The 13568-nt window shown below is 70.3% G+C and carries 19 protein-coding genes and 1 pseudogene; 11 read left to right on the plus strand and 9 right to left on the minus strand.

What is annotated here, in order from left to right; all coding sequences use genetic code 11:
- Positions 1 to 18: 18 nt before the first annotated feature.
- Entirely contained in the window at positions 19 to 498 is a 480-nt protein-coding gene (locus ACH413_RS45940) for a GtrA family protein (protein WP_396426122.1), read from the plus strand.
- A 1-nt stretch (position 499) separates the two neighbouring features.
- Here the strand turns inward: ACH413_RS45940 and ACH413_RS45945 are convergent, their stop codons facing one another.
- From ACH413_RS45945 to ACH413_RS45960, 4 genes are all read right to left on the minus strand, one after another.
- Positions 500 to 745 (minus strand): DUF2630 family protein, encoded by a 246-nt coding sequence (locus ACH413_RS45945; protein WP_360039381.1) that lies wholly within the window; start codon positions 743 to 745, stop codon positions 500 to 502.
- A gap of 278 nt (positions 746 to 1023) precedes the next feature.
- The gene (locus ACH413_RS45950; protein WP_360039384.1) at positions 1024 to 1458 is read right to left on the minus strand and encodes a hypothetical protein; all 435 of its coding nucleotides are present in this window, start codon (positions 1456 to 1458) and stop codon (positions 1024 to 1026) included.
- Positions 1455 to 1886 carry a hypothetical protein gene (locus ACH413_RS45955; protein ID WP_360039387.1) on the minus strand — a complete coding sequence of 144 codons (432 nt, stop codon included), beginning with the start codon at positions 1884 to 1886 and terminating at the stop codon, positions 1455 to 1457. Before ACH413_RS45955 ends, ACH413_RS45950 begins: the two co-directional genes overlap by 4 nt.
- Positions 1887 to 1927: 41 nt before the next feature.
- Positions 1928 to 3007, minus strand: a complete 1080-nt coding sequence (locus ACH413_RS45960; RefSeq protein ID WP_360039390.1) for a tetratricopeptide repeat protein — start codon at positions 3005 to 3007, stop codon at positions 1928 to 1930.
- Positions 3008 to 3028: 21 nt separating this feature from the next.
- Between ACH413_RS45960 and ACH413_RS45965 the strand changes: the two genes are divergently transcribed.
- Positions 3029 to 3226, plus strand: a complete 198-nt coding sequence (locus ACH413_RS45965; RefSeq protein ID WP_360039393.1) for a hypothetical protein — start codon at positions 3029 to 3031, stop codon at positions 3224 to 3226.
- A gap of 84 nt (positions 3227 to 3310) precedes the next feature.
- The gene (locus ACH413_RS45970) at positions 3311 to 3439 is read left to right on the plus strand and encodes a hypothetical protein (protein WP_360039396.1); all 129 of its coding nucleotides are present in this window, start codon (positions 3311 to 3313) and stop codon (positions 3437 to 3439) included.
- 173 nt (positions 3440 to 3612) lie between these two features.
- Here ACH413_RS45970 and ACH413_RS45975 read toward each other — a convergent pair.
- A pseudogene (locus tag ACH413_RS45975) lies at positions 3613 to 4173 on the minus strand (hypothetical protein); the annotation flags it as partial.
- On the opposite strand from ACH413_RS45975, the gene ACH413_RS45980 reads away from it, so the two are divergent.
- From ACH413_RS45980 to ACH413_RS46000, 5 genes are all read left to right on the plus strand, one after another.
- Complete coding sequence (locus ACH413_RS45980; protein ID WP_360039399.1) at positions 4070 to 4495, plus strand: hypothetical protein; 426 nt, start codon at positions 4070 to 4072, stop codon at positions 4493 to 4495. The pseudogene ACH413_RS45975 and the gene ACH413_RS45980 overlap by 104 nt on opposite strands.
- A 168-nt stretch (positions 4496 to 4663) precedes the next feature.
- The gene (locus tag ACH413_RS45985; protein ID WP_360039402.1) at positions 4664 to 5515 is read left to right on the plus strand and encodes a lytic polysaccharide monooxygenase; all 852 of its coding nucleotides are present in this window, start codon (positions 4664 to 4666) and stop codon (positions 5513 to 5515) included.
- Entirely contained in the window at positions 5500 to 6048 is a 549-nt protein-coding gene (locus ACH413_RS45990) for a DUF305 domain-containing protein (RefSeq protein WP_360039405.1), read from the plus strand. The genes ACH413_RS45985 and ACH413_RS45990 overlap by 16 nt, the downstream gene beginning before the upstream one ends.
- Before the next feature lie 36 nt (positions 6049 to 6084).
- Entirely contained in the window at positions 6085 to 6480 is a 396-nt protein-coding gene (locus ACH413_RS45995; protein ID WP_360039408.1) for a PRC-barrel domain containing protein, read from the plus strand.
- A gap of 21 nt (positions 6481 to 6501) precedes the next feature.
- A complete protein-coding gene (locus ACH413_RS46000) occupies positions 6502 to 6873 on the plus strand; it encodes a VOC family protein (protein WP_360039411.1) in 372 nt (123 codons plus the stop codon).
- Here the strand turns inward: ACH413_RS46000 and ACH413_RS46005 are convergent.
- Positions 6870 to 7187 carry an STAS domain-containing protein gene (locus tag ACH413_RS46005; RefSeq protein WP_360039414.1) on the minus strand — a complete coding sequence of 106 codons (318 nt, stop codon included), beginning with the start codon at positions 7185 to 7187 and terminating at the stop codon, positions 6870 to 6872. The two genes, ACH413_RS46000 and ACH413_RS46005, sit on opposite strands and share 4 nt — an antisense overlap.
- Positions 7188 to 7343: 156 nt before the next feature.
- On the opposite strand from ACH413_RS46005, the gene ACH413_RS46010 reads away from it, so the two are divergent.
- Complete coding sequence (locus ACH413_RS46010; protein ID WP_360039417.1) at positions 7344 to 8261, plus strand: sensor histidine kinase; 918 nt, start codon at positions 7344 to 7346, stop codon at positions 8259 to 8261.
- Here ACH413_RS46010 and ACH413_RS46015 read toward each other — a convergent pair.
- From ACH413_RS46015 to ACH413_RS46025, 3 genes are all read right to left on the minus strand, one after another.
- The gene (locus ACH413_RS46015) at positions 8258 to 8713 is read right to left on the minus strand and encodes a general stress protein (protein ID WP_360039420.1); all 456 of its coding nucleotides are present in this window, start codon (positions 8711 to 8713) and stop codon (positions 8258 to 8260) included. The two genes, ACH413_RS46010 and ACH413_RS46015, sit on opposite strands and share 4 nt — an antisense overlap.
- Positions 8714 to 8742: 29 nt before the next feature.
- The gene (locus tag ACH413_RS46020; RefSeq protein ID WP_360039423.1) at positions 8743 to 8919 is read right to left on the minus strand and encodes a hypothetical protein; all 177 of its coding nucleotides are present in this window, start codon (positions 8917 to 8919) and stop codon (positions 8743 to 8745) included.
- 124 nt (positions 8920 to 9043) lie between these two features.
- On the minus strand, positions 9044 to 10822 hold the full coding sequence (locus ACH413_RS46025; RefSeq protein ID WP_360039426.1) for a hypothetical protein: 1779 nt from the start codon (positions 10820 to 10822) through the stop codon (positions 9044 to 9046).
- A 135-nt stretch (positions 10823 to 10957) separates the two neighbouring features.
- Between ACH413_RS46025 and ACH413_RS46030 the strand changes: the two genes are divergently transcribed.
- Entirely contained in the window at positions 10958 to 11947 is a 990-nt protein-coding gene (locus tag ACH413_RS46030) for a LacI family DNA-binding transcriptional regulator (RefSeq protein WP_360039429.1), read from the plus strand.
- Between the two features lie 14 nt (positions 11948 to 11961).
- The gene (locus ACH413_RS46035; RefSeq protein WP_360039432.1) at positions 11962 to 13557 is read left to right on the plus strand and encodes an FAD-dependent oxidoreductase; all 1596 of its coding nucleotides are present in this window, start codon (positions 11962 to 11964) and stop codon (positions 13555 to 13557) included.
- Positions 13558 to 13568 lie beyond the last annotated feature (11 nt).

The following is a 13568-nucleotide window of genomic DNA, read 5'->3' on the forward strand; positions in this document are numbered from 1 at the left end:
CGTGGCACTGTCGTGACCATGACCGGCACCACCCTGAACGACCGAGACCTCGGCACGAGGTTCCACGACCTGATGGACGTCGTCGTGAGGCGGTTGCCGTTCGGGCTCTCCCGCGTCGTCGCGCCGAGCTTCCTCGGGTTCGCCCTGATCAACGGGTTCACGTTCGGCATCGACCTGCTGCTGCTCACGCTGTTCCGCAGCGGCCTCGGCCTGCCGGTGCCGATCGCGTTCACGATCGCCTACGTGCTCGCGTTCGGCCTGAGCTTCGTGCTCAACCGGGCGCTGAACTTCCGCTCGCACGCGCCAGTGGGCCCGCAGGCAGGGCTCTACACCGTGGCGATCCTGATCAACTACCTGGCGTTCATCCTCGGCGTCGGCAGCGCGCTGACCGAGATCGGCCTGCAGTACCACCTGTCCCGCATCGTCGCCGGCGCGTGCGAGGCCGCGTTCATGTACAGCGTGATGCGCTGGATCATCTTCCGCGACACCAGGAACTGACCTACTGCAGGTAACCCTCGACCTCGCCGACCGTGCGGGCGGGAACGTCCTCCGCGTCGCCACCCAGCGACCGGGCCGACCGGCGCCGCCGCAGCAGGTCCCAGCACTGGTCGAGGGCTTCTTCCAACGACCGCAGCCGGGCGTGCTCCTCGTCCGTGGAGATCTCCCCGGACGCGAGCCGCTGGCGCAGCTTGTGCTCTTCGTCGACCAGCTCGTTGATGCGGCCCAGCACGTTCTCGTCGCTCATCTCTCCGACTCTACGACGAACCCAGGGGCAGGGCGGCCAGCGACAGGCTGTTGCCGTCCGGATCCAGCACCTCGACGGGCGTCGAGGACGACGTACTAGAACTCATCGGTGTCAGCTGCTGCGAGGCAGGATCACGCTGGACGGTGGCACGGGGTTCGCGCTGACGGTCCACACCCCCAAGGTGGACCGGCAACGCGTCTTCGTCTTCAGCACCGCCCCAGCGTCGGCCCCGGCACCGCGACCAGGAAAGACGTTCGGACGACCCCGGACAGATCCGGTCAGCCGCGCCAGTCGGAGCAGTTCGCCGTGCCCTCGCCGACGCACACCCTCAGGTAGAACGCGTCGGCATCGGGCCAGTTGTTGGTCACGGTCGTGGTCGCTCCTGCCCCGGAGGCGCGGAAGATCCACTTGTCCGTCGGCGTCCCTCCCACGACGGTGCGCACCCACAGGTAGGCGGCCAGGCCGTCGTCGGCGGTGTCCTTCAGGTACGACGACTCGTCCACTCGCGGATAGCGGTAGAAGTACCTGCCGTGGACGCTCGCCTCGGCACCGGGCATGGCGGGCGCCATCCCGAAGGTGCAGACCGTGTCACCGGGGTCGTAGACCGGGTCACCGGGATCCTCACCGCACCCGGCCGCGAGCGCGGACGGTGCCGCGCACAACCCGAAAGCCAGTGCCAGAGCGAAACCCAGGGCCGTCTTCTTCATGGTCATCCCACCCACCGTCCACAGTTCGTCTCGCCGGACCCGACGCACACCCGCACCTGGAACCAGGTCACGGACACCCCCGCCGGAGACGCCCACTCGACGTCCGTCTTCGCGCCGAGGCCGGACGCCACGGCGATCGGTTCCTTCGTCTGCTGGCCGTTCCACGGGCCATAGAGCACCCACAGGTGGACGTCGAGGCCGTCGTCGGCGGTGTCCTTGACGAACGTCTGCCTCCGCAGCGTCACCGTGAGCTCGGCGGCGAACTGACCCTCGGCGTGGACCACCCCGCCCGGCACCGGTTCCGGGTTCAGCACGAACGTGCCGGGACAACCCGATCCCGGGTCGTACACGGGATCACAGGTGGCCTGCGCGGCCGGTGCGGCGAGCACGCCCAGCACCAGCGCAGCGGCCATCGACGCAGTCAACTTCTTCATGGAGCCCCCTTGGTCATGGATCTACCAAGCGCGGGAGCGGCTCACAAGCCGTTCGGACGATCCCGGACACCCTGATAGCCCGCGTCGGCCAGCATCGACGCTGCCCGGCGACCGGCGTCGGCGGCCCCGTCCAGGTCGCCCTGCTCCTCCTGTGCCCTGCTCAGGGCGACGAGCGCGAGGCCGGCGAGGACGTTCTGGCCGGTCTCCACGGCCCGTTCACAGCCCTGCGTCGCGTCCCGCACGGCCGCCTCGACGTCACCGGCGGCGAGATCCAGCCAGGCCAGTTCGACCAGGGCGTCCGCCACGCCGTGCCCGTATCCGATGTCGAGCGCCCTGCGCCACGCCAGACGCAGGTCCTCGCGGCGGCCGCGGACCGAGGCGACGGTGATCAGCGCGTCGATCTCGACCCGGCCGGACCCCTTGGCGAGCGACAACGCCTGCTCGGCACACCGCAGCGCCTCGTCCGCACGGCCCGCGTCGCGGTGCACGCGGGCCAGGTCGTCCAGGGCGGCCGCCTCGCTGACCCGGTCCTCGTGGTCGTGGTTGAGCTGCCGCGCCCGTTCGAGGAAGTGCGCCGCCTGGTCGAGGTCGCCGAGGTAGCGGTGCACGACCCCGAGCGCGCCGAGCGAGTTCGCGGCCAGGCGCGTCTGGCCGATCTCCTCCCGCAACTCGACCGCGGCACGCAGGTCGGCGGCCGCCTCGACCAACCGGCCGAGGCGCATCTCGGTCTGGCCGAGGTTGCCCAGCGCGCGGGCCCGCCGGGCCGTGTCGCCGATCTCGGCGTAGAAGGCCAGCTCACGGCGGAAGCAGCCGATCGCCTCCTCCAGCGACCCCAGCTCCGCGTAGACGTCACCGAGGTTGCCCAGCGTGCTGAACTCGCGGAACCGGTCGCCCGCCTGCCGGCTGAACTCGACGGCGTGCTCGAAGTGCCCTGCGGCGACGCGGTAGTCGCCCGTGCCCCAGTGCGCGGTGCCGAGCGACAGGTGCATCGCCGCGCACGCGCCAGCGTCCCGTCGTTCCTCGGCGGCCTGCAGACCGACCTGAGCGACAGCAAGCCATTCCGCGGTGTGGCGGCGCAGCCAGTAGCAGCCGCGCAACGCGTCGGTGAGCAGCCACGCCATCGGGCCGCCGCCCGTTCGATCATGGTCACCAGGGTCGCGCGTTCGGCGTCGAACCACTGCAACGCCTCGGGAGCGCCGGAGAACGCGTACTCGGGCGTGATCTCGGCCAGCACCGAGAAGTCCGGCCGCACCACGCGTGCGGCGGCGACCGCCATGTCGAGGTACTGCGCGTACAGCCGGTCGAGGGACTCATCTGAGGCGTCTTCCTCTGCGGCGTAACGCTCTCGCGCGTAGAGACGCAACAGGTCGTGCAGTCCGTACCGATCGGCGGTCTTGACCTCCACGAGGTGTGCCGCGACGAGCGTGCGCAGCACGGCGTCGGCTCCCGGCCTTCCGAGCAACGCGGTGGCGGCGCGCGCCGGCAGCTCCGGGCCAGGCGCGAACCCCATGCGGCGGAACAACATCCGCGCCGCCGGATCGAGCGTCGCGTAGGAGTGGTCGAACGTCGTGCGCACCGCGGCGTCCTCGTCGCCCTCCACCTCCAGCGCGGTCAGGCGGTCACCGGCGGTCAGTTCCGCCATCAGTTCCGCGATCGTCTGATGTGGACGGTCGGCGAGGTTCGCGGCGGTGATCCGCAACGCCAGCGGCAGATACCCGCACAGCCGCACCAGTTCCTCGACCGCCCGCTCCTCGCGCAGCACCCGTTCCGGGCCCAGCACGCTGATCACCACGGCGGGTGCTTCCTCCGGCGTGAGCACACCGAGTTCCAGCCGATGCGCGCCATCGCGGGCGACGAGCCCGGCCAAACGATCGCGACTCGTCACGACCGTCATGCAGCCCGAGCCGCCCGGCACCAGCGGACGGACGTGCGCGGCGCTCGGCGCGTTGTCCACCACGACCAGCACGCGTTTGTCGGACGTGATCGACCGGTACATGCCGACCATGGCTTCCTGCTGCAACGGGATGTCCTCACCGGACACGCCGAACGCGCGGATCGCCAGCGCCAGCGCCTGGTCCGGGCTCACCGGCGGGCCGGACGAGTAGCCGCGCAGGTCGAGGTGCACCTGGCCGTCCGGGAACCGGGTCGCGACCTGGTGCGCCCACTGCACGGCGAGCGCGGTCTTGCCCACGCCGGGAATCCCGCACACCACCGCGAGCCTGCTGCCGCCCTCCAGCAGCGCGGTGAGTTCTTTGAACGCCTTGGCACGACCGCTGAACCCCGGCACGACCGCGGGCAACTGCCGCGGCACCACGGCGGGCGGAGTGCGGGCCGGTTCCGTCTGCACCCGGCGCCACGCGGTGATCCACGGACCCGCGTCGGTCACCTGGAACGCCTTCAGCAGCCCTTGGAGCACCTCCAACGCCGGCGCGGTCTTGCGGTGCGGGCTCAGCGCGTCGGCCAGGGTGCTGCGCGCCAGGCCCGACAGCTTCTCCATCTGCCGCAGCGAAGGGTTGCCCGCCCACACCTTCAGCGCGCGCAGCTCAGCGATCAGTTCGGCGAGCGTGCGCGCGTCGTCGGGTCTCGGACGGGACATGACCGAAGCCTAATGATCGACCAGCCGGTCGGCGCGGCCCGGCACCACGGGCGATTCGTCCGGTTGGTCCAATGAAATGGTTCAACCACTTGTTTACACTTGTGAACCAGGGCCGCCGACCCGACACGCGAACCACCTCCTCGCGGAAGTGTTTCGCCACCTCCGCCTGCCAGGAGGCGTTGTGAAGTCACGTACTCGGCTTGCCCTAGCGAGCCTCACGTCCACTGCCGTGGTGGTCGTCGCGTTCCTCGTCCCCACGACGCCCGCGATCGCCCACGGCACGATGTCCGATCCGGCCAGCCGGGTCTACACGTGCAAGAACGAGGGCCCGGAGACCCCGAAGTCCGATGCGTGCAAGGCGGCCGTCGCCGCCGGTGGCACGCAGGCCTACTACGACTGGAACGAGGTCTCGCTGCTCGAGGCCGGCGGGCGTCACCGCGAGCTCATCCCGGACGGCAAGCTGTGCAGCGCGGGCCGCGACAAGTACCGCGGCCTCGACCTGCAACGCGCGGACTGGCCAGCCAAGCGCGTCTCGGCCGGGCCGCTGACGGTGACCTACCACGCGTCGGCACCGCACTCGAACAGCAACTTCGAGTTCTACATCACCAGGGACGGCTGGAACCCGACGCAGCCGCTGCGCTGGTCGGACCTCGTGCACCTGCAGACGTTCAACGGCCAGAACCCCAGCACGTTCACGAACTGGACGCTGAACCTCCCCGGCCGTTCCGGGCGGCACATCCTCTACTCGATCTGGCAGCGCGTGGTCGGCAGCAACGAGGCCTTCTACACGTGCTCGGACGTCGACTTCGGCGGCGGCAGCACGCCTCCCCCGACCACGACGACCACCACGCCCCCGCCGACCACGACCACCACGACTCCCCCGCCGGCGGGCGGAACGTGGGCCGCGGGTACGACCTACTCGATCGGCAACCGCGTCACCTACGCCGGTGTGAACTACGAGTGCCAGCTCGCGCACACCGCCCTCGCCGGGTGGGAGCCGCCGAACACGCCCGCCCTGTGGCGACGCCTCTGATGCGGTTCCTGGTGCTGGCGCTCGCCTTCGTGGTGTCCGGCTGCGCGACCACGCAGCCGGACGCCGTGTTGCGCGGCGATCCGCTGGACGTGATGTTCCTGCAGATGATGCTCCCGCATCACCAGCAGGGAGTGGAGATGGTCGCCCTCGCGAAGGACCGTGCCCACAACCAGGAGCTGCGCATGCTCGCGGCCGCGATCGAGCAGACCCAGACGACCGAGGTCGGCACGATGAAGGACTGGCTGACGTCGTGGGGAGAGCCGCTGACGGCACCGCCGGACTCCCACTCGGGCCACGGCGGCATGCGGCAGTCCGATCCCGAGGAGGTCGCGAGGTTGGCCGCGCTGCGGGGCGCGGCGTTCGACCAACGCCTGCTCAACGTCATGATCGCCCACCAGGACGACGCCGTGCAGATGGCCCGGTGGGAGACGGGCAGCGGCGCCGACCAGGAGGTGAAGGACCTCGCGGACCGGATCGACAAGTCCCGCACCGCGCAGATCGGCATGATGAAGAAGTTCCTCGACAGGGCCTGACGGGGTACCCCATGCCCGGACTGAAGGAGGCCGAGCATGCAACCCGTCCCGTTCATGCCGTGGGTGTGGCGCGATCCGTCGTGGGCCGATGAGCCGGAACAGGACCTCGCGGATCGCCCCGACACCGGACTGATCGGCTATGCCGTCGAGGCAACCGACGGCGGCATCGGCAAGATCGACCAGGACAACGCCGAGGTGCCGCACGACTGCCTGATGGTCGACACCGGCCCGTGGATCTTCGGCCACCGGGTCGTGCTCCCGGTCGGCACGGTGCGGCGCGTGGACCACGAGGAACGCAAGGTCCACGTCGACCGCACCAGGGAGCAGATCAAGAACGCGCCCGAGTACGACCCGGACGACCACGAGGGCTATCGCCGTCGCTCCGACGACTACTACGCGGAGAGCTACCGGCTGATGCCGCCGATGCTCTAGCGCCGCAATAGGCTGGCGCGCATGACATCGGTGTTGCAGAACGTGGCGATCGACTGCGCGAACGCCTACGAGCTGGCGTTGTTCTGGAGCAAGGTCACCGGTCGCCCGCTGCACCCGGACGACAAGCCGGGCGACCGGGAGACCGAGGTCCTGCTGGCCGAGGGCCCGGTGCTCTACTTCAACGAGGTGCCGGAGCCCAAGACGGTGAAGAACCGGCTCCACCTGTGCCTGCGCCCGGACACCTCACGCGACGAGGAGGTCGAACGGCTGCTGGGCCTCGGCGCGACGTTCGTCGGCGATCACCGCGACGCCGACGGGACCGGCTGGGCGATCCTGGCCGATCCCGAGGGCAACGAGTTCTGCGTGCTGCGCAGCGACTCCGAACGCGCCTAGGCCGGCGCCATCGCCTCCAGCACGCTCGACCGGACGCCCAGCACGCTCATCAGCTCCAGCGCCTGCAGCGGGCGCAGGACCGCAGCGGTGTTCGCGACGATCACGAGCGCGCTGCCACGGCGCAGGCAGAGGTCCTGGTGGTCGAGCAGCAGGCCGATGCCCTGAGCACCGAGGAACCGCACGCCGCTCAGGTCCAGCACGACGGACGCGGGCGGGGTGACCGTCCGCACCGCCTCGCCGAGGCAGTCGGCCAGGTATTGGGCGGTCGAGACGTCGATCTCGCCGGCGACGCGGACGAGGACGGTGTCGCCCACTCTCTCGCGGGTGGACCGGAAGGGAACTTGACTGTTGGGGAGCACGCGGCAACCTCCAGTAGGGACGGCACGCACGACCGTCACAAGGGCTGGCTGCTCAACCCGAGTAGAACGGTATCGCAGTTCTCGGCCCGCAGCGCGCGTAGCATCACTCTCGTGACCGGTTTCTTCCACGAGACCGCCTTCTACGGCTCCGACGACGACTTCCTCGCGCACGCCGTGCCGTTCCTCGAGAACGGCCTGCGCGCCGGCGAGCCGTCGATCGTCGCGTGCGCCGAGCAGAACACCGCTCTGCTGCGTGGCGCGCTCGGCCGCGACGCCGCGGTCACCTACATGCCGGGCGCTGACCAGTACGCACGGCCGTCGGAGGCCATCTCCAGCTACCGGAGCCTGTTCGCGGAGCACACCGCGGGCGGCGCACAGCAGATGCGCGTGGTCGGCGACGTGCCGCACCCCGGCATGGGCGCGCCGTGGGACTGGTGGGCGCGTTACGAGGCCGCCGTGAACCTGGCCTACGCCGAGTTCCCGGTGTGGGGCCTGTGCCCGTACGACACCAGGACGACGCCCGCCGAGGTGCTGGCCGACGTCGTCCGCACGCACCCGAACATCTCCACCACGCCCGGCGCACACGACAAGAACCCCGGCTACCGCGAGGGCCTCGCCGCGTCGACGCAGGTCCCGGACGTGCTCGAACACCTCTCCCCGCTGGTCGAACTCGTCGACCCGAGCGCCCGCGGCGTGCGCGAGGCCGTGGGAACGGCGATCGACGCGATGGGGCTGAGCGAGGACGACGCGCACGACGTCGTCTACGCGGCCAGCGAGATCGTCACGAACGGCCTGACGCACGGCATCGCCCCGGTGCGGTTCCGGCTGTGGTCGGACGACGCGCGGGTCGTGGTGTCGGTGACCGACCAGGGCCCCGGCCCGTCCGACCCGCTGGCGGGCCTGATGCCGACGGCCGAGACCCTGTCCGCCGGGCTCGGCCTGTGGATCCTGCACCGCACGTGCGACTACGTGTCGATGGGCCGCGACGAGGACGGGTTCACGGTGCGGGTGAGCATCGGCGGCTCCTAGAGCACGTACTTCGCCGCCTGCGCGGCCTGCTCCTTGTCGACGTGCACCTCGTACCGCCGTGCCTGCAGCGTCATGGTGCTCGCGAAGTCACGGCGACCGCGCGTGGTCCAGTGCGCCACGAACCCGAAGACCGCGCCCCAGAACGCGCCCACGACGAGGCTGATCAGCACGAACCAGATCCAGCTGCTGCCGGCGGTGAACAGGCCGAACAGCAGGCCGATGAACACACCGAACCACGCACCGCTGGCCGCGCCCGTCACGGCGGCACGGCCCCGCGTCATGCGCCCGGTCACCTGCTCGACCGTCCGGATCCCGTCGCCGATGATCCGCACGCTCTCCACCGGGAAGCCGTCGTCGGACATCCGGTCCACGAGCCGCTGGGCGTCGAGGTAGTCCGGGTAACTCGCCAGCAGGGACGACTCGGGCTGGGTCACTTCGTGCTTGATGTCCACCACGGCAAGTTACCCGCGGTGATCACCCGTCACACCACCGGCCGGAGCTTCCGGTCGCAGGCCACGAGGTGCTCCCACGTCCGGCCGCGCTGGCTCGGCGGCGCGGAGCCGTCCGCGGTGCAGATCGGGTACACCAGGCCGAAGGGAACCGGTTGATCGAACTCGTCGCCAGTGAGGTCGTCCACCAGACGTCGCACGTGTGCCATCACGATCACTCCCTCGCGTGAATCGCAGGGCCAAGGGGTTTGGATTCACCGAATACCCCGTGAGCTGCGCGCACATGCGAGAGAGCGCTGCGACATAAGGGTGAAACATTCCGTCCTCAGTGGACTAACGCGCCGTGATCGTGAGAGTGAACGTGCCGTCGTGCGGGACGGTGAGGATCTGCATGCTCCGGCCGGGATAGGTGATCGTGGACGCCGTGCGCAGCCGCGGATCCAGTTGCCGCCCCCAGTCGAACCGGATCACGGTCCGGCCGCGGGTCAGGGTGAGGCCACGCGGGTCGAGCGCCACCGTGTCGGAATCCTTCACCACCAAGGGAATCTGCTCAGTGGCCGCGGACTGGGCCCGCACCGACCGCACGATCCGGTCGCCCACCGTCACCTCGGTCACCACCGAGCCCGACGGCGTGCGATAGCGGAACCGGTACGGCTCGCCACCGGGGAACTCGGCCTGCTGCGGGCCGTTCGAGTCCGGCGCCTGGCCGGGGAACACGGTGGCCCAGCACGCGTGGTTGTTGTTGTTCATCGACTGCACCAGTGTGCCCGCCACCGGGTGCCACAGGAACGTCAACCCGGTGCGCGCCAACGAGGTCGCGCGACGAGCACCGAAGTAGCCACCGACATACCACCGTGGACGCCGCACGAACAGGAAGTCCTGCCCCTGGTCGCTGCGCCGCTCCGTGAAATGCGCGCGGTGGTACGGCAACCGCGCGATCGCGGCCGTCCGCTCGGCACGGCTCGGGTAGCGCTCGCCGTAGATGGCGTGCGCCAGGATGCGCGGTGACGTGTCCGGCTTGATCAGCGCGGGCACCGGAGCGGACGAGGCCGCCCACTCGGCCCGTGCGGCGGCGAGGTCCTCACGACTGGACACGAACGCGGCGAGGTCCGGTACCTCCGACACGAACTGGGCGTTGAGCGCGGTCCGTTCGGGATCGGGCCGCACGTCGGCGTAGAACCTCGAGGACGTGCGCGAGTTCGTGGCGATGTTCGCGAACCAGCCGGAGCCGTCCGGTTCGCGCAGCAGGTTGTAGCCGAGCCAGTCGGTGTACCTCCTGGTCATGGCGACGAGGTTCGGGTCGCCGGACTGCCGCCACGCGTCGGCCAGTTCGGGCAGCATGACCTCGAAGTTGTAGTTGGTGTCGGCGCCGGACTCCTCGTAGAAGAAGCCCGCGGGACTCTGCCCGACGGTGGTCAACCGCCGGAACGCCTCGGTGAGGCGCTGCCGCAGCGCGGGATCCGGGTCCTGCTTCAACGCGAGCGCCGACCCTGCGAGCCCGGAGGTGGTCTGGTTCGCCCAGGTCAGCGGCGACTGCCAGACCGTGCCGTTCGACGGGTCGAGGAACCAGGTCATGGCCCTGCGCAGCGCGGCGGTGATCTGCGCCTGCCGGGACGGCAACGCTCCGGCGCGCTTGAGCAGCGCGTTCGTCTTGCTCAGGTAGCCCATGGCGAACCCGGTCGCCGCGAGCGAGTGCTGGTCCGCCGAGTACTCCGGCCACGAGCCGTCGGCGTGCTGCAGCCCGAGGTAGTGGCCGAGCCCGGCGTCCAGCGCGGCGAGCACCAGGCCGTTGCCGCGGTACGGGTTCCACGCGCGGGACTGCGTCGCGAACCACGCCAGCGTGTAGACGTGCTCCTGAACGCGGGCGTTGTACGAGACGTTCGGGCTGCGCCACCAGCCACCGCCGAAGAAGCCGCCGGCGTTCATGTCCGAGACCATCGGCGAGACGAGCATCAGGTACTGCGCGAACCGCTGTTCGTCAGGCTCGAACAAGCTGCGGTCCGGGGTCACGGGTGGCGGCGCGGGCAGGGCGTGCGCCGGCGTGGGCAGGGTGGCGAGCAGTCCGATCGCGGTGGCACCGGTGATCAGGCTGCGTCGGCTGAATGCGTTCACGGGCCTACCTCCTTGGCCGAGGACCTTCGTCCGGCCAGGCTGCGCCCGTCAAGATGCTAATTCGAATTATTACAGGGTTGACGGCGATGCGGGTGCTGACGCAGACTCCGTGCCAATTCGAATTGGCAGGTGCCCATGGCCAAGAGGCTCACCCAGCAGGACATCGCGCGGATGGCAGGCGTCAGCCAGGCCACGGTGTCCCTGGTGCTCAACAACCGGACCGACAGCGGCGTCCGGATCGCGGAGGACACGCGGGCCCGTGTGCTGGAGGTGATCAGGCGGACCGGCTACGTCGCGAACCCGATCGCGCGCCGGCTGCACGACCAGCGCAACCGCATCCTCGGCGTCTTCACCTACGAGGCCGTCTTCCCGAGCACCCGTTCGGACTTCTACCAGCCGTTCCTGGAGGGCATCGAGGAGCAGGCGGAGGAGGTGGGCTGCGATCTGCTGCTGTTCACCAGCGCCAAGGCGACGGACGGGAAGCGGCGGATCTTCAGCGACGACAGCAGGATCCGGCTGGCGGACGGTTGCGTGCTGCTCGGTCGTTCGATCGACAGGGACGACCTGGCCCAGCTCGTGGCGGAGGCCGTCCCGTTCGTCTCGATCGGCCGGCGTGACGACGCGGGCGGCCCGGTGCCGCACGTCGGCGCCGACTATCCCGCCGCCGTGCGGGATCTCGTGGACCGCGCGGTCGCGCTCGGGCACCGCAGGTTCGCCTACGCAGGCGCCGGAACGGGTGCGGAGTCGTCGGCCGACCGGTTGCGCGGGTTCAAGCAAGCCGTTGCGGCACACGGTGTCGAGGGCACGCACGTCCAGTTCGCCGGGCTCGACCAGCTGGTCGGCGCGGGGATCACCTGCGTGCTCGCCGAGGAGGTCTCCGACGGTGCCGCGCTCGTGCTCGCCGCCCGCGAGCGCGGCCTGTCGGTCCCCGGCGACCTGTCGGTGCTCATGCTCGGTGCCGCGACCCGGCCCGCGCCGCAGGACGTGGAGCTGACCGGGTTCCGCATCCCCCGGCGCGAGATGGGGCGGCGGGCGGTGCAGGCGCTGACCGAGGTGCTCGAACACGGCACCACCCCGCAGGAACTGCTGGCCTGCGAGTTCGTTCAAGGCTCCACGCTCGGTTGATCTGGAGGAACCTGTTGCCGCACAACACAGATGTCGTCGTCGTGGGCGGCGGACTGGGCGGGGTCGCCGCCGCACTCGCGCTGCTGCGCGCCGGTCGCCGGGTCGTGCTGACCGAGGAGTTCGAGTGGCTCGGCGGGCAGCTCACCAGCCAGGCCGTGCCGCCGGACGAGCACAGCTGGGTCGAGCGCTTCGGCGTCACCGCCTCGTACCGCGCGCTGCGGGACGGCATCCGCGACTACTACCGCCGCCACTACCCGCTTACCCCTCAGGCAAGGGCGTGGCGCGAGCTCAACCCCGGCGCGGGCAACGTGAGCAGGCTCTGCCACGAACCCCGCGTCGCCGTCGCCGTGATCGACGAGATGCTCGCGCCGTACCGGGGCAGCGGCAAGCTCACGGTCCTCCAGCCCGCGAGGCCGATCTCGGCGCGCACCGACGGCGACCGGATCGTGTCGGTCACCGTCGAACACAACGGCTCCGAGATCGAGCTGGCCGCGCCGTACATCCTCGACGCGACCGAGACCGGCGAGCTGCTCCCGTTGTCCGGCACCGAGTACGTGACGGGCTTCGAGTCCACTCTGGACACCGGCGAGCCCAGCGCACCGGAGACGGCGCAGCCGGCGAACATGCAGGCGATGTCGGTGTGCTTCGCGATCGACCACGTCGACGGCGACCACACGATCGACAAGCCCGCGCGCTACGACTTCTGGCGCGAGTACCAGCCTTCGTACTGGGGCGACCGCATGCTGTCGTTCCGCTCCCCCGACCCGCGCACGCTGAGCATCGCCGAACGCACCTTCACCCCGAACCCGGACGACGACCCGCTCAGCGTCCTGTCCGACCAGCGGCTCAGCGCGGGCGACAGCAACCTCTGGACGTTCCGCCGCATCGCCGCCCGCCGCAACTTCGTCGACGGCGCCTACGACAGCGACATCTGCCTGGTCAACTGGCCGATGATCGACTACTTCGAGTCGCCGGTGATCGACGTGCCGGACGTGGACAGGCACATCGCGGCAGCACGGGAACTCTCGAAGTCGGTCCTGTACTGGCTGCAGACCGAGGCACCACGAGCGGACGGCGGCACGGGCTTCCCCGGCCTGCGGCTGCGCGGCGACGTCACCGGCAGCGCGGACGGTCTGGCCCAGGCGCCGTACATCCGCGAGTCACGGCGGATGAAAACCGAGTACACGATCGTCGAACAGGACCTCTCGCTCGCCGTGCGCGGCGACAAGGGCGCCGTGCAGCACGCCGACGCCGTGGGTGTCGGCATGTACCGCATCGACCTGCACCCCTCGACCGGCGGCGACAACTACCTCGACGTCGCCAGCTGCCCGTTCGAGATCCCGCTCGGCGCGCTCATCCCCCAGCGCGTCGAGAACCTGCTCCCGGCGGGCAAGAACATCGGCACCACCCACATCACCAACGGTTCCCACCGGCTGCACCCGGTCGAGTGGAACGTCGGCGAGGTCGCGGGCGCGCTCGCGGACTTCTGCCTGGCGCACCGAGTCACCCCTCGCGCGGTGCGCAACACCCCCGGCCTGCTCGCGGACTTCCAGCACCGGCTGGAACGCGACGGCGTCGAGCTCCGCTGGCCGGACGTGTCCGGCTACTAGTCCTGGGAGAC

The sequence above is a fragment of the Lentzea sp. NPDC020367 genome, from assembly GCF_044387305.1.
GTDB lineage: Bacteria > Actinomycetota > Actinomycetes > Mycobacteriales > Pseudonocardiaceae > Lentzea.